Raw genomic sequence first — 22,960 nt, 5'->3', positions numbered from 1 at the left:
TTGCTCCCGCCATCTTAGGCCCCCTTAAAAAAATCGATGCCGATCCGGGCGAAGTGCGCGCCGGTCAACTGTAGCACGCGGCTCGCGTAGTTCGCGCGCAGTTGGCCCAACACCGAAAAGGACCGCTGACCGACGAGCCTGGGGGACGTTTTCGGGTTCGAGCGCGAGACTTGGATCGCCTTGAAGGTTGCCGGCTTGCCGGCGGCAAAACGTGTCCGGCCGGCATCGAGAACGAAGAAGATTTCCGGAGCGGGTTGCGACGTCTGCTTTTCGAATATCTCCAGGGGCACGAACTTCTCTTTGTCGACGAGGAAAGCGTGCTTGCCTTGTGTTGCCTCCTTCAACGATTGAGAAACGTCCACCAACTTGAGCTTGACCGCCAATATGGCCTTGACCGGATGAAGTTCGTTCGACCAGGTCTCCTTTGCCCCGGTCGGTCTGGCGGTGAGATCGCATGCGGGTGACGTGACCATCCAATGCGCCGTCCCGTCCGTGAAGACCGTGCCGGTCGTGATCCGCGATTTCGAGAAATGTTCAGTGGAAAGGAACGAGTTGAGCAGGAACAGGATACGCTGGCCGTCGAATTTGCCGGGGGCGTGAGCAAGCGCACCGGCGTTCGCAATCGGCTTGTCTGAGGTGATCGCATCGGCGAGTTCCGAGCGAATGTCGGTCAGGACTTTGTCACCGAAAGTTCGGAGATTTTTGTCGGCCGAGATCCTGTGCCGAAGCGTTTCCAATATGCGATCGACGACCGCCTCCACAGCGGCGATCTGGTCGCCGTCTTCTTCTAGCTGGGATAGAAGGTAGTGGCTGAGGCCGACTTGGCGTTCGACGTCCGAGAATAGTCTTGGATCGGCCGCGAAGGATTCGAGTTCCAGATTGTTTTGTATCTCCGAGACGAGGATCTGCAGGAAGTTGGGTTTCCAGTCGATCAGGGCTGCATCAAGCCCAGACATCAGGTGTTTAACCTCGTCGTCGCTATTTTTCCTCACGATCGCAATGAAGCAACCGCGGCATTGGAGCCAATGAGGGCCGTTATTCGTGAAACGGCCCTGTAACGCAGTATCGCCTGTGGAATTCACCCCCTTAACGGGTGGATGCTGACGTTCGGCAACGTTCTTTCTTAGCCAAGCTTCAACGAGTACTTTGCGATCACCGGCTCCGCCGATCGCAACGATCTCATCACCGATTGCTTTCTTCGCAGGCTTCGATACGCCCTCGATACCGCCGGTCAGAAACTCCGCCATCGTGGTTTCCGTCGGGAGCTGCAGCTTGCTCAATTCGGCGGTGGTTTGCCACCATTCGTGCTCGGTCTCGTGCTGCTTCAGGAACTCCTCGACATCAAAGTCAGATCGCAAATTGGCCGCGATATCCAGCCAAACGTCGCTGAGTTTTTCGGCTTTCGTGTAGACGACCACTGTATTGAAGTGACGGCTGGCGGCCAAACGACGAAGAATCTCGATCGCTTTGCTGTTGTCGCTGTCGTCGGGGTCGAGATGGAAGTCTAGAACGATGAGGTCGCACTTCCTCATGCGCTCCACCATCTTGATGTCCCCCCGCCGAAACGTATTCTCGATGTCGCAAGGGAGATGCCGCTTTCTGAATTCCCGGTACAGGGCCGCAGCCCGGTCTGGCTCCTTGAATCGCCGGAGCCACTGCTCACTCTTGAACATGTCGCTGAGACACGGAAAAGCGTCATCGACGAGGAAGACGCTCCGGAGGCTGTCTACAAAAGTATGATGGACTGCCTTGTCGTAGACCGCACTCATGCATTCACGCCCTGAAATTCTATGATGAAGTTGGCGCCCTTAAGCGGGCGCGGGTCTTCGCCCGTCGCGTACCGTATGTGATGGCGTGCGGCGGCCAGGTTTACACGCGATAGGAAGAGACCAAGTCCGCGACCCTTCGCCCTGCGCGTGAAAAAGAGTTGGAACAGACGGCCAACATCGTCGGGGTCGACGCCTTGGCCGGAATCCGAAACGACAGCCTTACCGTTGCGGAAGTCGAGCACGATCCGCCGGTCTTTGACGAATTGCAGCCAGTACATCGAGTTGTTGAGGAGATTGATGAATACCGGATAGATGCGGGACCTCAGGTCGCTGAAAGAGATCGCTCTGAAGGCTTTAGTGGCCTCGAATGAGATGTCCTCGGACTCGAACCGTCGTTTGAAGAATTCCTCAAGATATCCGGCTATTTCGGCGCCAGTGATCGTTTCGCGGTTGCGATAGCCGGCGATCCTCATCGGTGCCAGGAAGCGCAGTTTTTCAGTGAGCGCCGAATGCGCCTCGAAGGCGTGTTTCCACGAACGCGTCGACCGCACGTCCGCTGGCATCTTCTCCAGATTACGACGGACTTCGACGTCCAGAGACTCCAGCTCGTGACCGATGATCTCGACGGCGATGCCGAGTTGAGCTACCTGATAGATCTCCTTCAGGCGATCTTCAAGCTCAGCGCGGTCGTCGTCGATGACCGACAAGGCTTCCTCGAGGTCAATACCCTCCTTCAGGCGGTCGAGCGCCTTCACAAGCGCGGCGTATTTGGACCGCAGTTCCGATTCGATCTCGGATCGACGCTGATCGATTAGGCCGAGAACCGAGGCCAACGCGGTTTGACTCGTTTTCCCCTTCAGGTACGGCTCGGCGGCTTCGGCGAACCGCTGCTTGTCCGCGGCGGCCGTCTCGCGCCACTCGTTCCGAAGCTGATCGAACTTTGCCACGAAGGCTTTCGTAGACTCGTCAAGGAACGATGCGATCGCATCGGAATTCGCTTTGACTCGCGCCTTTACAACGTCGCCCGGGTCGTCTCTTCCGATCTGGGCCTCCGCCTTCGCCACTTCATCCCGGAGGTCGGCCATCTCATCGGACGCGGCGCCAAAGAGATCCCGGTATTGGCGAAACGGCGTCTCCAGGTTCGCGAGCTTTCGGGGTGTCGCCGGCGGCTTGCAGTCCTGCAGTTGGCGATTGAGATTTCGAATTTCGGACGAAATCACCGCGACTTCGTCGGTCTTCTTCGAACGGACGACGTCAGAAAGCTTCGATTTGAGCTGCACGATGCGCGTTCGGGCCGCCGCTATCGCCGGCTCGTTCGTCTTCATGAACTTCCGCAGTTCGGCCAGCTGGCTCGTTCTCACTTTTTGTGTGGTTTCGCGAGCGGCTTTTGCTCGGGCTTGGGCCTCTTCGAGATACTCCTCGCGGATCGGGGATCCGGTTCCGAAGAACCTTGCCGCGAAATCCACGAGAAGATCGATGACTAGGAATTGCAGTTCGTTTCGAGCCCGATTGACCACCAATCCTTCGCGGCCGGCCTTGTCCTTAAGCTGTGGGTTGGCGGTTCGCGATATCGAAACGCGGCCGAATACTCTGCGGAAAGAAAAGAACGCACGACCGGCATGGTGCGTCCGACGCTCCTCGATCTTGAAGAAATCGCTGTCCGGGCGACCGTATGGCATCACGCGTAAGTCGTCGCGATACACGGCCAGGCCACCGAACTTCTCAGCTTGCAATTTCAGATGATCGAATTGCTGCTCGGTGTGCGTGGTGTTGGTCAGCAACTGCTCGAATGTGCCGATGCAAAAGGCAAACGGCCCCACAACATCCCGACGGTTTTGAGGTAGCGGACGACGCGGAACGAATTCCTGGATTCCCAGGTCCTTGCCGAATGCAATCACCTTTCCTTTAAATCGGCCGCGAGCATCGAACTTTCCGTCGATCACGTGCTCAAGTGACATGAGTTCGTCGTAGCCGAAGACGTCTCCTGACGCGAGCACACGTCGTGAGCGTTCGCCGAAATGCAGCAGCACTTCGTAAGAGAAGTCCGGTTGCTTGCGCGCGTAGGGGTCGACGAAGCCCGATAGCGTGCGCAGCAAAAGCTCTTCGCTTTCCTTACGTTCGTCGTCGTCCTTAGGCCCGGGTCGAACCCACTGCGCAAGGTCATGATGCGCATCCAGCAGGTAGAGCGCGGTACCGTGGTTGGCCAAGCCTGAATAGACCGGCCACTCAGCGAAGTGGCGCGATTCGATCGGTACCGGCTGCGACCAGAATGCTCTGATATCGTCATGCGTCGAGGCGCCGATATTCTGCGAATGCTCATATTCGGAGAATCTACGCCAACCAGCATACAAGCGGGCTACGCGCGAATCCGGATCCCGCTTCGCCTCGGCGGCGGTGATGCCGAAGTTGGTGCGGATGATATCGGCCATCCCCTTCAGGGCGGATTCGATGTCGCTCGCCCGGTCGAACTCGACGATCGGGATGCGAATGTCCTCGATCAGAAGAAAGGGGTTCTCGAACAGCCTCCAGTCGACGAGAACCGCGGCGAATCGATCCCGGACAGTCTTAGATAGGACCAGCGTCACCGGCGCGAGGAACGCCGCCGACAGGCGACTATCCCCTTTTCGCCCTGACGAACTCGGTCGGCCAGGCCAAAGGTATCGATTGGTGCCGCGTCGATGTCTTCGATCTTCGATTCGGTTCCGATAACGAGCCATCGGTCTCGGAATGTCGAAAGCGACATGCCGGCGCCGTCGTCCACCACCAGCGCGACCTCGGGGCTGCCGTCAAAGATGTGCAGCGCGACCTCCTTGGCGTAGGCGTCGTACGCATTCTTCCAGAGCTCGCTCACCGCTGTCGGCGCGTCCGCAATCTGACCGCGCCCAAGGTGGTCGATCGTGCGGGCGCGAGTCTGGAATGTCACGCCGCGCGGCGGTCGCGAGCTCGCTTCACGCACGTCAGACTTGGAAGGCGGAGACATCAATCGATTCCGGAAGGCAGGGCAATGTGCTGCGACTCTACGTTGAAAGGCAATACATACTAATCGGTTAGCAAAGGTGAAATGCGATGACAGCGCCAATGAACCCCGCCGATAGGCCAGACCAGAGAGAAGCTGAGCGCCTTTTGACCATCGACCGCAGGTGAATTTGGCATGCCGCGAGGAAGGACGCGATGCGACGTTCGACCTCGATCTCGATCTCTGGCCTCGTGCGCTGCTGAAAGTCGATGGCGGAGAGGGAGGGATTCGAACCCCCGATAGGCTTGCACCTATGCCGCATTTCGAGTGCGGTGCATTCAACCACTCTGCCACCTCTCCTGAAGGCGCCATGGTAGGAGCAGGGCCCCTGTGGTTGGGGGCGTTCATAAGCGAGGATGGCGGGCCAGACAAGGCGCGAAAGGGGAAAAAGCGGGGGGTGTCTTTCCGGTTTTGCCGCGTCGTCGATGATTGGCACCCTTTCCTGGGCTTACCCCTCTCCCTAACCCTCCCCCACAAGGGGGGAGGGAACGCACCGATGTCGGGGTGCGACAAGCTTCCCGCGTCGAGGGGGCTGACGAGACAATCCCCCAGACGAAAGAGCCCTCACCCGCCCCGCGCGGACGATGCTTCGCATCGCCCGGGGCGCCGTAGTCGAAGCTTCGCTTCGACGTTCTCAAAAAAACGGCCGCCCAGGGCGGCCTATGCTCTCCGGCACGCGGGAGAGGCGAAGGAAGAAACCGGGGTGGGACCGCCAGACGCGGTAAACACTGGCGGTCCCGTGCCGCTCATTGAAATGCTGGCCAGGAAGGGCGGCTTCGCCGGCCGGCGTGAGGCGACGGTTCCACCGTAGCGTGCGGCCGGGGTGTCGCAACGCAAAGCGGTGGTTAACCTAACCGAGCAAGGTTACTCCTTGTCCGCCTTGGCATTGTCCTTGTTGTTTTCCTTGGACTTTTTCTTCCCCTCCGCAGAATCCCGGTCCTTGCCGTTGCCGTTCTCCCGGTGGCGGTTGGTGAAGCGCGCATTGCCGAGGCCGGTGCCGATGGTGAGCACGCCCCAGCGGTCGATGTCCTGCATGAACGGCACCTCGGAGAGGCCCTGAACCACGCCGTCATTGTGCATCAGGATCGCGGTGTCGTGCCCGCCGATCTCAGGAATCGCCTCGACCAGGCTCGCCGGCAGGTTGAACTTGCTGCTCTCCCAATTGCCCGGCAGGTTCTGGGCGCCCTTCTCGATCGAGCCGTCGGCGTTGATGACGCCGGGACAGGCGATGCCGATGAAGGGCGCGAGCTTGAAGCCCTCGGCTTTGGCGTCCTCGATCAGGCCTTGAAGCATCTTCACCAGCCGCTTCACCGCGGCCTCGCGGCTCGGCTCGTCGTCGGCGTGGCGCCACAGGTCGGATTTGAAGACGGACGCCTTGGAGAGATCAGGCGCCTTCTTCCAGCGCGTCTCGACGATGCCGCAGCGGATGTTGGTGCCGCCGATATCGACCGCGAGGATGCTGTCATAGGCCTCGAAAATCCATGATGGAGCAAGGTGCAGGGCGCCGATCAGGCCGGCATCGTCGGGGTCGAAGCGGATCGGCACCAGGTCGACCTTGAAGCCTTCCGCCTTCAGGATGATCTCGGCCCGGGCGATGGCGATCTCGCCGAGCCTGGAGGCGCGAAAGCCGCCGCCGACCACGATGCATTCAGTCTTGGCCCAGGCCTTGGTCTTGAGGAATCGCCGCGTCACGTAGGCGAGCTCCTGCGCGAATTCCTCGATCGCGCTGTGCACGACGGCCGCGGCCTCCGCGTCGTCGCCGCTCAGCACGGCATCGAGGGCCTTCTTGCTGATCTTGTCCGAGGGCTCGTCGCCGAACGGGTCGTCGCCGCTCTTGCGCAGCGGTTTGCGCCATTCCTCGAGGATCTCGCGAAACGCGCCCTTGCTGGCGCGGTCGCCGAGAAAGCCCTCGTCGTCCTTGATCTCGATGTTGAAGCTGTCGACGTCGACCGAGGGCAGGCGGCTTGCCCCGTGCTGGGCGATGCCCGTTGTCTTGACCAGTTCGTCCGTTGCCATGGAAGCCCTTGCCCCGAATGCTTAATTGCTAAGGACAACAGCCGGGGAACCCATTGGTTGCTGGGGCAGGCGAGATTCCGTGACGGGGCGCGGAAATGGCCCAAATCCTTCAAATTCTGACGCTTTTCGGCGGTTTTCCTTGACTCTTCGCCGCCTGCGGCTATAAGTCCGCACAACCGGCGCGGGGCGTTTCTCGCGCCGCTTGTTTTTGCGTGGGTTTACAAAGGGATAACTCCCACCCGCACAAAACTCGCAGTAACCCATAGCGACTGATCAAAAAGCCGGCCCGTGACCGATGTCATGAGGCCGGGATTGAACACGGAGAAAAAACGATGTTCGCAGTCATCAAAACCGGCGGCAAGCAATACCGCGTCGTGCCGGATGATGTTCTCGAAGTAGGCAAGATCGAAGGCGAAGTCGGCTCGATCGTGCAGTTGAATGAAGTTTTGGTGGTCGGCGGCGACACGCCGGTGCTGGGCGTTCCGACGGTGGCGGGCGCCTCCGTTGCGGTCGAGGTGCTCGACCACAAGCGCGGCCCGAAGGTCATCGCTTTCAAGAAGCGCCGCCGCAAGAATTCGCGCCGCAAGCGCGGCTACCGCGACGAGATCACGGTGCTGCGCGTCAGCGAGATCCTGACCGACGGCGCCAAGCCCACCAAGGGCCCGCGTCCGAAGAAGGAAAAGGTCGCGAAAGAAGCCGCCGAGTAAGCTGAGACCGATCACGCCAATTCACGAATTGAGGCGTGCGACGTTTTGAAATGATTCCGTCAAGGAATTGACCTAGAACTACGAAGGATTTCGGAGACGAGCCATGGCTCACAAAAAAGCAGGCGGTTCATCGCGCAACGGTCGCGATTCCAAGGGTAAGCGTCTGGGCATCAAGGTGTTCGGCGGGGAGCGCGTGATTCCCGGCAACATCATTGCGCGCCAGCGCGGCACCACTTGGCATCCCGGCCTCAATGTCGGCATGGGCACCGACCACACCCTGTTCGCCAAGATCGAGGGTCGTGTTGAATTCCAGGCCAAAGCCAATGGCCGCACCTTTGTCGCGGTACTCCCGCTCGCAGAGGCTGCTGAATAGACGGTGGATCAATTTGGAGTCCGCCGGGTCCTTGACCGAACCGGCGGAGTCCTTGAGATCAAAAGATCGAAGGCTCCAGGGGAGGCAGGGAAACCGGCCTCCCCTTTCGTTTGTGACTTTGACGGAGCCGGACATGTTGCAGGACTTTTCGAGCGTGACCTTAGCCGAGGCGAGACCCAGCGTCGTCGCCACCGAACGGCTGACGCTGCGGCGGCCGACGCTGGCCGACGTCAGGACCATCGCCCGGCTCGCCAACGACCGCCGCGTCGCCGAGAACACGCGCCGCCTGCCACATCCCTATTCGCAGGACGACGCGGTCGAATTCATCCGCGCCACGTCCGCGCTCGGAGCCGAGACCGTGTTCCTGATCGAGCACGACAGCGAGCCGATCGGCATGGTCGGCATCGACTGCTCCACGCCTGACAATGCCGAGCTCGGCTACTGGCTCGGCGTCGAACATTGGGGCCAGGGCTTCGCCACCGAGGCGGCGCGCGGCGCGATCGACTTCTTCTTCGAGGAGTTCGACGACGACCATCTCTATGCCGGCGCGCGCGTCACCAACCCGGCCTCCCGCAACGTGCTGGAGAAGTGCGGCTTCCAGTGGAGCGGCGTGCAGCTGCACCGTTTCCTGGCGCTGGGCTCCTCGACACCCGTCGACTGCTTCCGCCTCTCGCGCGGGGTCTGGTCGTCGCTGAAGAGCTGGAGCAGCGCGAGAAGGGTGAGGTAGGGGGACGACGCCGTGGCTCACACCGGCGGCGTCATCTCCTCGCTCGCGCGTGCCAGATCCCGCTCTCGCAGGTAAATATAGAACCCGGCGCCGATGATGATCGCGGCGCCGACGAGCGTGGCGATCTGCGGCACGTCGCCGAACACGACGAAGCCGAAGATCACGGCCCAGACGATCATCGAATATTGGTAGGGCACCACCACGCTCGCCGGCGCGAGCTTCAACGAGCGGTTGACGCAGAACAGCGCGGTCACGGAAATCAGCCCCGCCATCGCGAAGAACACCAGGCTGCCTGGCGTCGGCGGCACCCAGTGGAAGGCGGACAGCACTGCGCCGAGCGAGAACGTGCCGATGAATTGCGAGGACGCCATCACGATGTCGGGCGTCTTGCGCAGGCTGCGCGTGATCAGCATCAATGTCGCGAAGGACAGGCTGCCGCCGAGCGCGATCAGTGCCGGCAGGCTCACCGTCTGCGCCGAGGGCCGCAGCGCGATCAGCACGCCGCAGAAGCCGATCAGGATCGCGGTCCAGCGCCGCCAGCCGACCTTCTCGCCCAGAAAGATCGCCGACATCGCGGTGACGAAAATGGGACCTGCGAGATAATAGGTGATGACATCTGCGAGCGGCAGATAGACCGTCGCCAGGAAGAATGCGGCGACTTCCAGCGTCGACAGCACGACTCGAACCAGCTGCAAACGCGGCCGCTCCAGCTGCAGGAACTGGTGACGCTGCCGCCAGATCAGCGGCGCCAGCAAGAGCAGCGCCGCGCAGGCGCGCAGGAACAAAAGCTGCCCCACCGAATACGTCCCGACCAGGAACTTGCCCGTGGCATCGCCGAACGAGAACATGAAGATCGACAGCACCATGAGGCCGATGCCGGCGAGGCGCGCGGAGCGGTCGTCATAGGCGGAGAGATTCTTGAAGAGGGGCATTGCACGGACTGCGAAGGGCCGTCATTGCGAGCGAAGCGAAGCAATCCAGAGACTTTCCGCGGCGGCAGTCTGGATTGCTTCGCTGCGCTCGCAATGACGAACGGAGAGAGCGTCGGGACTCGGCCGATAGTGCCGCTTGCGGTCGTTTTAATGACGTGGGCCAGCACGACAAGCCCGCGCAAGCCGAATTGAACGGATTGTCGCAGTCTTCGCGGCGCGGTAGCGATAGGCGCCCCGCGAGCAGAGAGCATCGTCATGACCGATTTCCATCCGGCCCGGCATCGCATGATCCCGGCGCAACGCTGGTTTGAGGATTTCGTGGTCGGCGAACGCTTCGTGCTGCCGAGCCGGACCCAGACCTCGGCGGTGTTCGCGGCCTTCCAGACCGCGAGCGGCGACACCCATCCGGTGCATTACGACGTGGAATATTGCCGCAGCCGCGGCATGCCGCATCTGCTCGCGCACGGCTTTCAGACCCTGATCCACACCGCGCCCGGCGCGGGTCTGTTTCCGTTCATGGTCGAGGAGTCGCTGGTCGGCTTCCTCGAGCAGTCGAGCCGGTTCCTCAAGCCTGTTTACGCCGACGACACCATCTATCCTGCGCTGGAGGTCATCGAGTTGGTGCCGGGACGCACGACCGGCGCGGTGACGCTTCGCAGCACGGTGTTCAATCAGCGCAAGGAGCTGGTGCTGGAGGGCCTGCAGAAATTCCTGATCCGGCGGCGGCCGGCATAAACCTATTCGATCACGTCATCGGCGGTCGCGAGCAACGTCGGTCCGATCGCCAGGCCAAGAATCTTCGCGGTCTTGCGATTGAGGACAAGCTCGAACTTGGTTGCCTGCTGCACCGGCAATTCGGCCGGACGGGCGCCCTTGAGCACGCGCGCCGCGTATTCGCCAGCGAGCTCCATGACGTTGAAATAATCCGAGCCATAGCTTGCGAGGCCTCCGGCCTCGACATAGTCACGGACATCGAAGATGGTCGGCAGGCGATGGCGCAGCGCCAGCTCTGCAATGCGGGCGCGATGAATGTAGAAGAAGCCTTCCGGCCCGAACACCAAGCCTGCACCGGGCGCCGACGGAAGCTGCGCGAGCGCGGCGTCGATCTCACCCTCCGTATCGGCATTGAGCACCTCGATGCGAATACCAAGCGGCGACGCGGCGCGCTGCATGTCGGCAACGAAGGGCGCCGCCAGGGCCGAGCTCGGCTTCACCAGGGTAAAATAGCGCGATACGCCAGGCACGAGCTCGCGGAAAATGCCGAGCCGTTTGGCTGACAATTCGGCGTTGAGCGAGGTGATGCCGGTGGCGTTGCCGCCGGGACGGTTGAGGCTGTCGACGAGGCCGAGCGCGACCGGATCGGTCCCGGAGGAGAATACGATCGGGATCGTCGACGTGGCCTCCCGCGCCGCCACGGCAGCGGCCGTGCTGCCGGGCGTAGCGATGAGTGCGACGTTGCGCCGGACCAGATCGGCTGCGAGGGAGGCGAGCTCCTGGTTCCGGCCCGCGGCCCAGCGGTATTCGACGGACACGTTCTTGCCCTCGACCATGCCACCCGAGGCCAGCCCCTTTCGGAAGGCCGCGAGCCGCTTGACGTTCTCCTCGGCAGAGCCGGCGTGCAGAAACCCCATCACCGGCATGGTCGGCTGCGCGCGAGCACGCGACAGCATCGCAACCGAAATCGCGCCCCCGATGAACTGCCGCCGCCGCATCCGCGCCCCCCTGCTCCGGCTCGGCTATATCACATCCCGCCGACGCGGCATCCATGCGACTGATTAAGCAAGCGGCCGAATTCGCGGAATTTCGGCCGATTTGCGGGGTCTTCCGGGTTGCCGGAGGGAGCCGGCTGGCCTACCTATGGCCCATGAAATTCCTCGACGAAGCAAAGGTCTATATCCGCTCCGGTGACGGCGGAAACGGCTGCGTGGCGTTCCGCCGCGAGAAGTTCATTGAGTTCGGCGGTCCCTCCGGCGGCAATGGCGGCCGCGGCGGCAATGTCATCATCGAGGTCGCCGACGGCCTCAACACGCTGATCGACTACCGCTACCAGCAGCACTTCAAGGCCCAGAAGGGCGAGAACGGCATGGGCTCCGACCGCCACGGCGCCAACGGCAAGAACATCGTGCTGAAGGTCCCCGTGGGCACGCAGATCTTCGACGAGGACCGCGAGACGCTGATCCACGACTTCACCAAGGTCGGCGAAAAATTCGTGCTGGCCGAGGGTGGAAACGGCGGCTTCGGCAACGCGCATTTCAAATCCTCGACCAACCGCGCGCCGCGCAACGCCAATCCCGGCCAGCCCGGCGAAGAGCGCTGGATCTGGCTGCGGCTGAAGCTGATTGCGGACGCCGGCCTCGTCGGCATGCCCAATGCCGGCAAGTCGACCTTCCTCTCCAAGGTCAGCGCGGCGCGGCCGAAGATCGCCGACTATCCCTTCACCACGCTGCATCCGCAGCTCGGCGTCGTGAACGCCGACGGCCGCGAATTCGTGCTCGCCGACATTCCCGGCCTGATCGAGGGTGCGCATGAAGGCACTGGTCTCGGCGACCGCTTCCTCGGCCATGTCGAGCGCTGCCGCGTGCTGCTGCATCTGATCGACGCAACCAGCGAGCATGCCGGCAAGGCCTACAAGACGGTCCGCAAGGAGCTTGATGCCTATGGCGGCCAGCTCACCGACAAGATCGAGATCGTCGCGCTGAACAAGATCGACGCGGTCGAGCCGGACGAGCTGAAGAAGCAGAAGGACCGGCTGAAGCGCGCCGCCAAGAAGACGCCTCTGCTGCTGTCCGCCGCCACCGGTCAGGGCGTCAAGGAAGCGTTGCGTGCGCTGGTCGAGGTGATCGGCGAGGCTCCGGTGTCAGCCAAGGCCAAGAGCGCCGCCGAAGCGGAGCCGTGGTCGGCTTGAGGCGGGAGACGCTCTCTCCACACCTCTCCCCAACGGGGAGAGGTCGATTTGCGCCCGGCGATGCGAAGCATCGTCCGGCGCAAATCGGGTGAGGGGGTTCAGGTCCCACGAGAGAGCGTAACCCCTCACCCGGCGCCGTAGCCGAAGCTTTGCTTCGGCGTTTTGCTAAGAACGGCCGCCAAAGGCGGCCTATGCCGACCTCTCCCTTTGGGAGAGGTTTTCTTCGCGCCATCAATAGCGCAATATCCGGCAAACGCAGTGTTGGAGCGATAAGCATGGCGCGGGCGAAGAACGTTCTCTGGATCATGTGCGACCAGCTTCGCTATGATTATCTCGGCTGCACCGGCCATCCCACGCTGAAGACGCCGAACATCGACGCCATGGCGAGGCGCGGCGTGCTCTTCACCAAGGCCTATGTGCAGTCGCCGATCTGCGGACCGTCGCGGATGTCGTTCTATACCGGCCGCTACATGCGCTCGCACGGCTCGCACTGGAACGGCTGGCCGCTGCGTGTCGGCGAGCCCACGCTCGGCGATCACCTCAACAGGATCGGCGTGCGCAACGTGCTGGTCGGCAAGACCCACATGGCGCCTGATCTCGAAGGCATGAAGGCGCTCGGCATCCCGCCGGAATCCGTCATCGGCGTGCACGTCGCCGAATGCGGGTTCGAACCCTATGAGCGCGACGATGGCCTGCATCCCTCGGGCCGGCCACGTCCCAAATACGACGAATATCTGCGCAGCCAAGGCTTTGAAGCCAGCAACCCCTGGGAGCATTGGGCCAATTCAGGCGCGGCGGACGACGGCAGCTTGCAGAACGGCTGGCTGCTGGTGCACGCCGACAAGGCCGCGCGCGTGCCGGACGAGCATTCCGAGACGCCTTACATGACGCGGCGCGCGATGGACTTCATCAGCGAGGCCGAGACCGACGGCAGGCCGTGGTGCCTGCATCTATCCTACATCAAGCCGCACTGGCCTTATATTGCGCCAGAACCCTACGCCAGCATGTACTCGACCGAAGACATGATTCCGGCGATCCGCTCGATGCGCGAGCGCAAGAACCCGCATCCGGTGTTCGGCGCCTACATGGACATGCGCTACTCTCGCAACATGGCGCGCGACGAGGCGCGGGAGAAAGTGATCCCGACCTATATGGGCCTGATCACCCAGATCGACGACCAGATGGGCGTGCTGATGAAGTTTCTGGAGGAACGCGGTCTGCTGGAAACCACCATGATCGTGTTCACCTCCGATCACGGCGATTATCTCGGCGATCACTGGATGGGCGAGAAGGATCTGTTCCACGAGCAGTCCGCAAAAATCCCGCTCATCATCATCGATCCGTCGAAAGAAGCCGATGCCACGCGCGGCACACAGAGCGATGCGCTGGTGGAAGGCATCGATCTCGCGCCTACCTTCGTCGACTATTTCGGCGGCAAGGTGCCTGGCCATATCCTCGAAGGGCGTTCATTGCTGCCGCTGCTGCGTGGGCCGACGCCGGGTGATTGGCGCAGGGTGGCATTCTCCGAATATGACTACGCGATGCAGGATGTCAGGCTGAAGCTGAACCAGCCGATCGAGCGCTGCCGCCTGTTCATGGTGTTCGACGGCCGCTGGAAATATATTCATGCGTCAGGCTTCCGCCCGATGCTGTACGACCTCGAAACCGATCCGCTTGAATATGTCGACCGCGGCGATGACCCGGAATGCGCCGGCATTATCGCCCGGCTGCAGGCCGAGCTGTTCGACTGGGCGCTGCATCCGAACGACCACATCACCACGCCGCGCGAGAAGATCGCGAACTACGCCGACAACCAGCTCCAGGTGAAGGGCGGGATCTTGATCGGCATCTGGGATGAGCAAGAACTTGCTGCGATCAAGGACGGGATCGCGCAGCGCGCGAAGATGTGAGCAGCTCTCCACGAGTCTGCATCGCCGGACACAATCGAACATCCATCCACGCCGTCATTGCGAGCGCAGCGAAGCAATCCAGGACTGTATCTGCGGAGGGATTCTGGATTGCTTCGCTGCGCTCGCAATGACGGGAGGAGAGACTAATTCTCGATCCTGTACCCCGTCGCCTTCACGATCGGCTGCCAGAACGCCGTATTCGCGGCGAGCTCCTTCGATAACCCCTCCGCGCTGCTGCCGACCGGGATCAGCCCGATCGCCGTGAGCTTCTCCTTCACCTCGGGCTTCGCCAGGGCCGCACTTGCGGCGGCGCCGAGCTTGTTCGCAAACTCCGGCGGGCTGCCGGCGGGAAGCCACATGCCGTACCAGGCATCCGCAACGAGATCGATGCCATCCTCCTTCAGGGTCGGAACGTCGGGCGCGAAGGGCGAACGCTCCGCGCTCGAGACCCCGATGATCTTCACGCCCTTGGCGCGATGCTGCGGCAACGCATCGGCCAATGTCACGATGCCGAATGAGATGTGGCCGCCGATGAGGTCGTTGAGGATCGGCGCGCTGCCGCGATAGGGCACGCGCGTCAGGGGTATGCCGAGATCCTTCTCCAGCTTCGAGCCGGCGAAGTGCGGAATGGTACCGTTGCTGGGCACGCCGAACGACGCCTTGTCCGGATGCGCCTTCAGCCAGGCGACGAATCCCTTGAAGTCGGCGACGTCCATGGCCGGACCAACCACGAGCGCGAACTCGAACCGCGCCAGCAGCGAGACCGGCATGAAATCCTTCGCGGTATCGAAGCTCGGCGTCGTCTCCACCATCGGCAGCAAGTACATGGTCGGCCCCGTCGTCACCAGCACCGTGCTGCCGTCGGGACTCGCGCCCCTCACCGATTTGATGCCGATCAGGCCGTCACCGCCGGTGCGGTTCTCGACCACGATGGTCCGTTGCAGCACTGGGGCCATCTCCTGCGCGATCAGCCGGCACAGCGTGTCGCCACCGGCGCCGGCCGCGAACGGGAAGATGATCTTGCTCAAAGCGGCCTGCGCTTGCACCTCGCCGGCTTGCGCCAGCAGTGGCAGACCGAGACATCCGGCCATGAATTTGCGGCGATCCATTGGTTTCCTCATCCGGCCTGCTCTTGGTTGACGGCATTAGAACCGGGCCAGCCGGCAAGACAAGGCCGACCTTCGGCGTTTACCATCCCGCTGCCTTGCGCCAGCCATCGTCCTGCTGCAAAAGGCAAGCCTGACCGGCGCCGCCCTCCGCTCCGCCGTTTCAACGCAGAGCAATTCGTCCCGTAGCGCCGACACATCCGCACATGGCCAGCCCCGAACTCAGTCAATTCCGCCGCATCGTCGTCAAGGTCGGCTCCGCGCTGCTGGTCGATTCCGACAAAGGCGAGGTGCGCGCCTCCTGGCTGGCCGCACTCGCCGACGACATGGCCAGGCTGCACAAGGAGGGCCGCGACATCCTCGTGGTGTCGTCGGGCTCGATCGCGCTCGGCCGCAGCCGGCTCAAGCTGCCGCGCGGTCCGCTGAAGCTGGAGGAGAGCCAGGCCGCCGCCGCCGTCGGCCAGATCGCGCTGGCGCGAATCTGGTCGGAGGTACTCGGGGCGCACGACATCGGCGCCGGGCAAATCCTCGTGACGCTGCAGGACACCGAGGAGCGCCGCCGCTACCTCAACGCCCGCTCGACCATCGGCAAGCTGCTGGAATGGCGCGCGATCCCCGTGATCAACGAGAATGACACGGTCGCCACCACCGAGATCCGCTACGGCGACAATGACCGCCTCGCCGCGCGCGTCGCCACCATGGCGAGCGCCGATCTGCTGGTGCTGCTCTCCGACATCGACGGGCTCTACGACGCGCCGCCGAAGAGCAATCCGAACGCAAAGCTCATTCCGGTGGTGGAGAGCATCTCCTCCGAGATCGAGGCTGTGGCGGGGGACGCCGAGTCCGAGCTGTCACGCGGCGGCATGCGCACCAAGGTCGAAGCCGCCAAGATCGCCACGACAGGCGGCACGCATATGCTGATTGCGTCAGGCAAGATCGAGCATCCGCTTCAGGCGATCGCCGACGGCGGCCGCTGCACCTGGTTCCTGACGCCCGCCAATCCCATCACGTCGCGAAAACGCTGGATCGCGGGCACGCTGGAGCCGAAGGGCACGCTGACCATCGACGCCGGCGCGGTGAGGGCGCTGCGCGCCGGCGCCAGCCTGCTGCCCGCCGGCGTCATCAAGGTCGAGGGCCAATTCACCCGCGGCGACGCCGTGATCGTGCGCGGCCCCGACACCAGCGAAGTCGGCCGCGGCCTGATCGCCTATGACGCCGAGGTCGCCGAACGGATCAAGGGCCGCTCCTCACCCGACGTGATGACGATCCTCGGCATCAGCGGCCGGTCGGAGATGATTCATCGCGACGATCTGGTGGTGGGCGGGTAAGGCTTTTCGTCAGGCCCGCGCTTGTCCAAGCCAAGGGAGGCCGGGTCCAGCCCGGCCTTGACGCCGGAGGTGGGCCAGTGGCCGATCTCCGGACTTCCGAAGCCCTGCCATACCTTTCCCGCCCTTCGCAGACGCGGGATTTCCGTGCTAGGACACCGCCTTAGCAGAAGGTTTGACCCCATGGCCGCCCCCCTCAAAGCCGTCGACGGCAATGCCGATCTTCAGGCGCTGATGTCCGATCTCGGAACCCGTGCCCGCGCCGCCGCGCGCGTGCTGGCGCTGGCGCCCCCGGAGCAAAAGAACCGGGCGCTGGATGCCATGGAGCGGGCGATCCGCAGCAATGCAGCCGCGATCCTGGCCGCCAATGCCGAGGACGTCGCGGAGGCCCGCGCCTCCGGCAATGCGACTTCCGCTTTCCTCGACCGCCTGACGCTGACGCCCGCGCGGGTCGAAGGCATGGCCGAAGGCATCGCCATCGTGCGCGGCATCGCCGATCCCGTCGGCATCGTCACCGAGAGCTGGCAGCGGCCGAACGGCATGACCATCGAGCGCGTGCGCGTGCCGCTCGGCGTCGTCGGCGTGATCTTCGAGAGCCGGCCCAATGTCGCCGCGGATGCAGGCGTGCTCTGTCTCAAGTCCGGCAACGCCGTGATCCTGCGCGGCGGCTCGGACAGCTTTCGCTCGTGCCGCGCCATCCATGAATGCCTGGTGCAGGGCCTGCGCGAAGCCGGCCTGCCTGAAGCCGCCATCACGCTGGTGCCGACGCGCGACCGCGCGGCGGTCGGCATGATGCTGTCAGGGTTGAACGGCTCGATCGACGTGATCGTGCCGCGCGGCGGCAAGAGCCTGGTCGCGCGCGTCGAGCAGGAAGCGCGCGTGCCTGTGTTCGCACATCTCGAAGGCGTCAATCACGTCTATGTCGATGCAAGTGCCGATCTCGCCATGGCGAAGTCGATCGTGCTCAACGCGAAGATGCGCCGCACCGGCGTCTGCGGTGCGGCCGAAACGCTGCTGGTCGATCGCGCCGCTGTCGGCAAGACGCTGAAACCCCTGGTCGAGATGCTGCTCGAAGCCGGTTGCGAAGTGCGCGGCGACGACACCGTGCAAGGGACGGATGCACGCGTCAAACCTGCCAGCGAAGACGATTGGGACACCGAATATCTCGACGCGATCATCGCCGCGAAGGTGGTCGACGGCGTCGACGGCGCGATCGCGCATATCCAGGACCACGGCTCGCATCACACCGACGCGATCGTGAGCACGGATGAAGCGGCTGCGAATAAATTCCTCAGCGAGGTCGATTCCGCGATCGTGCTGCACAACGCCTCGACGCAGTTCGCCGATGGCGGGGAGTTCGGTTTCGGCGCCGAGATCGGCATCGCCACCGGCCGCTTCCATGCCCGCGGCCCCGTCGGCGCCGAGCAGTTGACGAGCTTCAAATATCGCGTTCACGGCACCGGCCAGACGCGACCGTAAGCAACGTTGCAGGGCGCGGGGCATTGAGCAACAATTTCGTCGTGCCGCGCTTCGTGGCGCAAGCGGTCCCGCCCCACACACCGGGCATGCGCATCGGCCTGCTCGGCGGCTCGTTCAACCCGCCGCATCAGGCCCATCGCGCGATCAGCCGGTTCGCGCTCAAACGATTGCAGCTCGACCGCGTCTGGTGGCTGGTGACTCCGGGCAATCCCCTCAAGGAGAACGGCAACCTTCACGAGCTCGGCGAGCGCATGCAGGCCGCGCGCGACGTCGCTGACGACCCCAGGATCGAGGTGAGCTGTCTCGAATCCGTCATTCGCACCCGCTATACTATCGACACGATCAACACCTTGCGCCGCCGCTTCCCGGGCCTGCGCTTTGTCTGGATCATGGGCGCCGACAACCTCGCTCAATTCCATCGTTGGCAGGACTGGCGGCGCATCGCCGCGCAGGTCCCGATGGCAGTCATCGATCGCCCGCCGCAAAGCTTTCGTGCCCTCGCCTCGCCGGCCGCCACAGCGCTGGCGCGCTACCGCCTGCCGGAGAACAAGGCGGCCCTGCTTGCGGACCGGCCGGCGCCAGCCTGGGTGTTCCTGACCGGATTGAAGCTCAACCTGTCCTCAACGGGTCTGCGGAACCCGGACGGGAGCTGGAAAGGTACGATGTGAGGCGGAGAGTGCGGATGTGGGGCTCTCTGGCATATTGAAACCCTTAACCCCACATGATGTAGTGTAACCAGTGAGCGCCGGATTCGGCGTTCGCGATACAGTGAAAGGAATGGTCCCTGACCACATCTGTATTGTCCAAGACGACTTCATCGAAGTCTGTTTTACCCAAGGTTGCGAAGCCTACGCGTAAAACATCGACCCAAGCTGCGGCCTTGAAGGCGCAACCCGACGCCGACAAGACGCTGAGCCTGATCCTCTCCCGCCTCGAGGACATGAAGGCGGAAGAGACGGTCACAATCGACCTTCGCGGCAAATCGGCGTACTCCGACTACATGATCGTCACCACGGGCCGGGTGAACCGGCACGTCGGCGCGATCGCGGAGAACGTGACGAAGAGCCTCAAGGAAAACGGCATCAAGAACATCCACGTCGAGGGCTTGCCCAATTGCGACTGGGTGCTGATCGATTCCGGCGACGTGATCGTGCACGTTTTCCGACCCGAGGTCCGCGAGTTCTACAATCTGGAAAGATTGTACACCCAGGGCCCAGGGGCGGCGAAGGCGATCTAGGACGGCTCGGTAGACCCACCTGGCCGATTTCGAATCGGCCGACGCGCATGCTAGCGTCGTGCGCGCGCATGGTGCGCGCGATCCAAGAGACGCTATGCGTGTTGCTGTCATTGCGGTGGGCCGGCTGAAGCAGGGCCCCGAACGGGAGCTCGCCGACCGCTATTTCGAGCGGTTCGACGAGGCCGGCCGCAAGCTCGGATTCCGCGAGCTGACCATCCAGGAAATCCCGGAGAGCCGCGCGCGCGATACCGCGACACGGATGGCCGAAGAGGCCGCGGCGATCTCGGCGCATATTCCGGACAAATCGATCCTGGTGGCGATGGACGAGCGCGGCCAGAATCTCGAGTCCACCGTATTCGCACGGCATCTCGGGCGCTGGCGGGACGAGGGCGCGGGTCATACTATCTTCGTGATCGGAGGGGCGGACGGACTTTCGCCCGAATTACGCCGTAAGGCCAAACTCGCGATCGCGTTCGGCTCTGCGACCTGGCCGCATCAAATGGTCCGCGTCATGCTTCTGGAACAGTTGTATCGGGCTGCCACCATCCTGGCAGGCCATCCCTATCATCGCGCGTGATTCGCGCCAGAACGAGCACCTTGCCGACAAGATGCGCGCGCCGATTCTCAATTTGCTGCTGATTGCAAGCTGCGCCGGCGCAAGCCTTTTCGCCGACGACAGCCTCGCACAAGCTCCGACGGCGGCGCCGGCGCCACAGGCCGCAGCCGTTTCGCCAGATGCCATCAAGCAGCGCGAGCAGGAGCTGGAGGCCGCGCGTGCCCGGCAGAAGAGCGCGGAGGAGGCGCAGGCCAAGCTCAAGGCCGAGATCACCGCGCTCGGCCAGGACCGCACCCAGCTCAATCAGCAATTGATCGACACCGCCGCCAACGTCCGCACCGTCGAGACCAAGATCGACGAGGCCGAAGCGCGGCTGAGGACGCTGAACGGCCGCGAGCAGGAGGCCCGCGCCTCGCTCGATTCGCGCCGTGCCGACATCGTCGAGGTGCTGGCGGCGCTGCAACGCGCCGGCCGGCGCACACCACCGGCGTTGCTGGTGCGGCCGGAAGATGCGCTGCAATCGCTGCGCACCGCGATGCTGCTCGGCGCGGTGGTGCCGGAATTGCGCGGCCGCGCCGAAAAGATCGCAAGCGAGCTCGGCGATCTCGTGGCCTTGCGCAAGAGTATCGCGAGCGAACGCGACCAGCTCGCCTCCGACCGCGACAAGATCCGCAACGACCAGACCCGCCTCACGGCCCTGGTCGACGAGCGCCAGCGTCAGCAGGCCTCGCGCGAGAAGGATCTCGACGCCGAGAATTCACGCGCCATCACGCTGTCAAAGCAGGTCGGCGATCTCCAGGGGCTGATCGCCAAGATGGAGCAGGATCTGCAAAGCGCGGCCAAGGCAGCTGAGAAGGCGGCCGAGGCCGCCAAGCAGGCCGAAGCAAAGGCGGCCGCAGCATCCGCCAGCGCCAAGCCCGGCCCGGCCGTGTTCAAGGACCGCTCCCGGACCAGCCCGGCCATCCTGTTCGCCTCGGCCAAGGGGCTCCTGCCCTTGCCAGTTAACGGTAACAAGATCAGGGACTTTGGCGGTTCCGATGGGCTCGGCGGGGTCCAGAAGGGTATTTCGCTGGCCACCAAGCCCGGCTCCCAGGTCACGACGCCCTGCGACGGCTGGGTGGTCTATGCCGGCCCGTTCCGCAGCTATGGACAACTCTTGATCCTCAATGCCGGGGGCGGGTATCATGTCCTGATCGCCGGGATGGAGCGCATTTCGGTCAACATCGGTCAGTTTGTGCTCACGGGGGAGCCGGTCGCGACCATGGGGTCGACCTCTCAAGTCGCCTCCATTCTCGCCACGAACGCGAGTCAACCTGTGCTGTATGTCGAGTTCCGTAAGGACGGCACTCCAATCGATCCAGGCCCATGGTGGGCCGCAAATGAAGGCGAGAAGGTTCGCGGATGATGCGCAAGACTTCAGTTATCCTCCTCAGCGCGGCCACCGGTGCGGCGCTGACGCTGTTCGTAACCCAGCCGCGCGCAGTGTTCATGGGCTCCAGCGCGCGAGCCGCGACCGCCGATACGTATCGCCAGCTCAATTTGTTCGGGGACGTCTTCGAGCGCGTGCGCTCCGACTATGTCGAGAAGCCCGACGACACCAAGCTGGTCGAATCCGCGATCAGCGGCATGCTGACGGGCCTCGATCCGCATTCAAGCTACATGGATGCCAAGAGCTTCCGCGACATGCAGGTGCAGACCCGCGGCGAGTTCGGCGGCCTCGGCATCGAGGTCACCATGGAAGACGGCCTGATCAAGGTGGTCTCGCCGATCGACGATACGCCGGCCTCGCGCGCCGGCATCATGGCCAACGACATCATCACCAATCTCGACGATGAAGCGGTGCAGGGCCTGACCCTGAACCAAGCGGTCGAGAAGATGCGCGGGCCCGTCAACACCAAGATCAAGCTGAAGATCGTCCGCAAGGGCCAGGACAATCCGATCGACGTCACGCTGGTGCGCGACAACATCCGCGTCCGCTCGGTGCGCGCGCGCGTCGAGGCCGACGACATCGCATACATCCGCATCACCACTTTCAACGAGCAGACCACCGAAGGCCTAAAGAAAGAGATCGCGAACCTCTCGGGCCAGATCGGCGACAAGCTCAAGGGCTACATCATCGACCTTCGCAACAATCCGGGCGGCCTGCTCGAAGAGGCCGTCACCGTGTCCGACGCGTTCCTCGAGAAGGGCGAGATCGTCTCGACCCGCGGCCGCAATGCCGAGGAGACGCAGCGCCGCACCGCGCATGCGGGCGACCTCACCAAGGGCAAGCCGATCATCGTGCTGGTCAACGGCGGTTCGGCCTCGGCGTCGGAAATCGTCGCCGGCGCGCTGCAGGACCACAAGCGCGCGACGATCGTCGGCACGCGCTCGTTCGGCAAGGGCTCGGTGCAGACCATCATCCCGCTCGGCTCGGGCAACGGCGCGCTGCGTCTGACCACCGCGCGCTATTACACGCCGTCGGGCAAGTCGATCCAGGCCAAGGGCATCGTGCCCGATATCGAAGTGCTGCAGGACGTGCCGGAAGAGCTGAAATCGCGCACCGACACCAAGGGCGAAGCTTCGCTGCGCGGCCATCTCAAGAACGACGGCGACGAGAAGACCGGCTCGCAGTCCTACGTCCCGCCGGACGCCAAGGATGACAAGGCGCTCAAGCTCGCCGACGATCTGCTCCACGGCATCAAGAACAGCGCCTCCGCGGCGCCGACGCCGGGCAACGACAGCAAGGCCGTGCCCGCCGACAAGCCCAAAGCGGCGAACTAAGCGCAACCATCCGATCTGTCGGAAAGGGCGGCTCCAAGGGCCGCCCTTTTTGCTTGGAACTCCTGGTCTCCCCGGCCTCTCCCGGCCTGCCGCCGCTTGACCCCGGCGTGGTATCGTCGGCTTCAGTGATTCGGGATCG

The 22,960-nt window shown here is 63.4% G+C and carries 20 protein-coding genes and 1 tRNA gene; 13 read left to right on the top strand and 8 right to left on the bottom strand.

Going from position 1 to position 22,960, the window contains the following annotated elements; genetic code table 11:
- Positions 1-14: 14 nt before the first annotated feature.
- The 5 genes from X265_RS02190 to X265_RS02170 all read right to left on the bottom strand — a co-directional run bounded on the left by X265_RS02190 (position 15) and on the right by X265_RS02170 (position 6,801).
- Positions 15-1,769, bottom strand: a complete 1,755-nt coding sequence (locus X265_RS02190) for a response regulator receiver domain (RefSeq protein WP_128963432.1) — start codon at positions 1,767-1,769, stop codon at positions 15-17.
- Complete coding sequence (locus X265_RS02185) at positions 1,766-4,354, bottom strand: ATP-binding protein (protein WP_164938383.1); 2,589 nt, start codon at positions 4,352-4,354, stop codon at positions 1,766-1,768. Before X265_RS02185 ends, X265_RS02190 begins: the two co-directional genes overlap by 4 nt.
- Positions 4,351-4,749 (bottom strand): ATP-binding protein, encoded by a 399-nt coding sequence (locus tag X265_RS02180; protein ID WP_128963430.1) that lies wholly within the window; start codon positions 4,747-4,749, stop codon positions 4,351-4,353. Before X265_RS02180 ends, X265_RS02185 begins: the two co-directional genes overlap by 4 nt.
- Positions 4,750-4,995: 246 nt before the next feature.
- Positions 4,996-5,085 (bottom strand) — tRNA-Ser (locus X265_RS02175).
- Between the two features lie 564 nt (positions 5,086-5,649).
- Positions 5,650-6,801: an ROK family protein gene (locus X265_RS02170; RefSeq protein ID WP_128963429.1), complete on the bottom strand. Its 1,152-nt coding sequence runs from the start codon at positions 6,799-6,801 to the stop codon at positions 5,650-5,652.
- 332 nt (positions 6,802-7,133) lie between these two features.
- Here X265_RS02170 and rplU point away from each other — a divergent pair, with 332 nt between their 5' ends.
- The 3 genes from rplU (at position 7,134) to X265_RS02155 (ending at position 8,608) form a co-directional block, all read left to right on the top strand.
- Positions 7,134-7,508 (top strand): 50S ribosomal protein L21, encoded by a 375-nt coding sequence (gene rplU / locus X265_RS02165; protein ID WP_092290017.1) that lies wholly within the window; start codon positions 7,134-7,136, stop codon positions 7,506-7,508.
- A gap of 103 nt (positions 7,509-7,611) precedes the next feature.
- Positions 7,612-7,881: a 50S ribosomal protein L27 gene (gene rpmA, locus X265_RS02160; RefSeq protein ID WP_092234086.1), complete on the top strand. Its 270-nt coding sequence runs from the start codon at positions 7,612-7,614 to the stop codon at positions 7,879-7,881.
- Positions 7,882-8,014: 133 nt separating this feature from the next.
- Positions 8,015-8,608, top strand: coding sequence for a GNAT family N-acetyltransferase (locus tag X265_RS02155; protein WP_164938382.1), 594 nt, complete (start codon positions 8,015-8,017; stop codon positions 8,606-8,608).
- A gap of 17 nt (positions 8,609-8,625) precedes the next feature.
- On the opposite strand, the gene X265_RS02150 is transcribed toward X265_RS02155, so the two are convergent.
- Positions 8,626-9,540, bottom strand: coding sequence for a DMT family transporter (locus X265_RS02150; protein WP_128963427.1), 915 nt, complete (start codon positions 9,538-9,540; stop codon positions 8,626-8,628).
- 255 nt (positions 9,541-9,795) lie between these two features.
- Here X265_RS02150 and X265_RS02145 point away from each other — a divergent pair, with 255 nt between their 5' ends.
- On the top strand, positions 9,796-10,275 hold the full coding sequence (locus X265_RS02145; protein WP_128963426.1) for a MaoC family dehydratase: 480 nt from the start codon (positions 9,796-9,798) through the stop codon (positions 10,273-10,275).
- 2 nt (positions 10,276-10,277) lie between these two features.
- Here X265_RS02145 and X265_RS02140 read toward each other — a convergent pair whose 3' ends face one another.
- Positions 10,278-11,252, bottom strand: a complete 975-nt coding sequence (locus X265_RS02140) for an ABC transporter substrate-binding protein (RefSeq protein ID WP_128963425.1) — start codon at positions 11,250-11,252, stop codon at positions 10,278-10,280.
- 152 nt (positions 11,253-11,404) lie between these two features.
- On the opposite strand from X265_RS02140, the gene obgE reads away from it, so the two are divergent.
- Both obgE and X265_RS02130 read left to right on the top strand, forming a co-directional pair.
- Positions 11,405-12,445, top strand: coding sequence for a GTPase ObgE (gene obgE, locus X265_RS02135; protein ID WP_128963424.1), 1,041 nt, complete (start codon positions 11,405-11,407; stop codon positions 12,443-12,445).
- A 275-nt stretch (positions 12,446-12,720) separates the two neighbouring features.
- Entirely contained in the window at positions 12,721-14,355 is a 1,635-nt protein-coding gene (locus X265_RS02130; RefSeq protein WP_128963423.1) for an alkaline phosphatase family protein, read from the top strand.
- Positions 14,356-14,498: 143 nt separating this feature from the next.
- Here X265_RS02130 and X265_RS02125 read toward each other — a convergent pair whose 3' ends face one another.
- A complete protein-coding gene (locus X265_RS02125; RefSeq protein ID WP_128963422.1) occupies positions 14,499-15,464 on the bottom strand; it encodes a Bug family tripartite tricarboxylate transporter substrate binding protein in 966 nt (321 codons plus the stop codon).
- Between the two features lie 203 nt (positions 15,465-15,667).
- Here X265_RS02125 and proB point away from each other — a divergent pair, with 203 nt between their 5' ends.
- From proB to X265_RS02090, 7 genes are all read left to right on the top strand, one after another.
- Positions 15,668-16,789, top strand: coding sequence for a glutamate 5-kinase (gene proB / locus X265_RS02120; protein WP_128963421.1), 1,122 nt, complete (start codon positions 15,668-15,670; stop codon positions 16,787-16,789).
- Between the two features lie 180 nt (positions 16,790-16,969).
- Positions 16,970-18,265 carry a glutamate-5-semialdehyde dehydrogenase gene (locus tag X265_RS02115; protein ID WP_128963420.1) on the top strand — a complete coding sequence of 432 codons (1,296 nt, stop codon included), beginning with the start codon at positions 16,970-16,972 and terminating at the stop codon, positions 18,263-18,265.
- A gap of 23 nt (positions 18,266-18,288) precedes the next feature.
- Positions 18,289-18,933 (top strand): nicotinate-nucleotide adenylyltransferase, encoded by a 645-nt coding sequence (locus X265_RS02110; protein ID WP_164938381.1) that lies wholly within the window; start codon positions 18,289-18,291, stop codon positions 18,931-18,933.
- A 212-nt stretch (positions 18,934-19,145) separates the two neighbouring features.
- The gene (gene rsfS / locus X265_RS02105) at positions 19,146-19,502 is read left to right on the top strand and encodes a ribosome silencing factor (protein WP_024338888.1); all 357 of its coding nucleotides are present in this window, start codon (positions 19,146-19,148) and stop codon (positions 19,500-19,502) included.
- Positions 19,503-19,596: 94 nt separating this feature from the next.
- Positions 19,597-20,079 carry a 23S rRNA (pseudouridine(1915)-N(3))-methyltransferase RlmH gene (rlmH, locus tag X265_RS02100; RefSeq protein WP_128963419.1) on the top strand — a complete coding sequence of 161 codons (483 nt, stop codon included), beginning with the start codon at positions 19,597-19,599 and terminating at the stop codon, positions 20,077-20,079.
- Positions 20,080-20,110: 31 nt separating this feature from the next.
- Complete coding sequence (locus tag X265_RS02095) at positions 20,111-21,463, top strand: murein hydrolase activator EnvC family protein (protein WP_128963418.1); 1,353 nt, start codon at positions 20,111-20,113, stop codon at positions 21,461-21,463.
- Positions 21,460-22,821: a S41 family peptidase gene (locus X265_RS02090; RefSeq protein ID WP_128963417.1), complete on the top strand. Its 1,362-nt coding sequence runs from the start codon at positions 21,460-21,462 to the stop codon at positions 22,819-22,821. The genes X265_RS02095 and X265_RS02090 overlap by 4 nt, the downstream gene beginning before the upstream one ends.
- Positions 22,822-22,960 lie beyond the last annotated feature (139 nt).

This window comes from Bradyrhizobium guangdongense, from assembly GCF_004114975.1.
In the GTDB taxonomy this organism is placed as follows: Bacteria; Pseudomonadota; Alphaproteobacteria; order Rhizobiales; family Xanthobacteraceae; genus Bradyrhizobium; species Bradyrhizobium guangdongense.
This window is presented reverse-complemented; position numbering and strand designations above follow the sequence as displayed.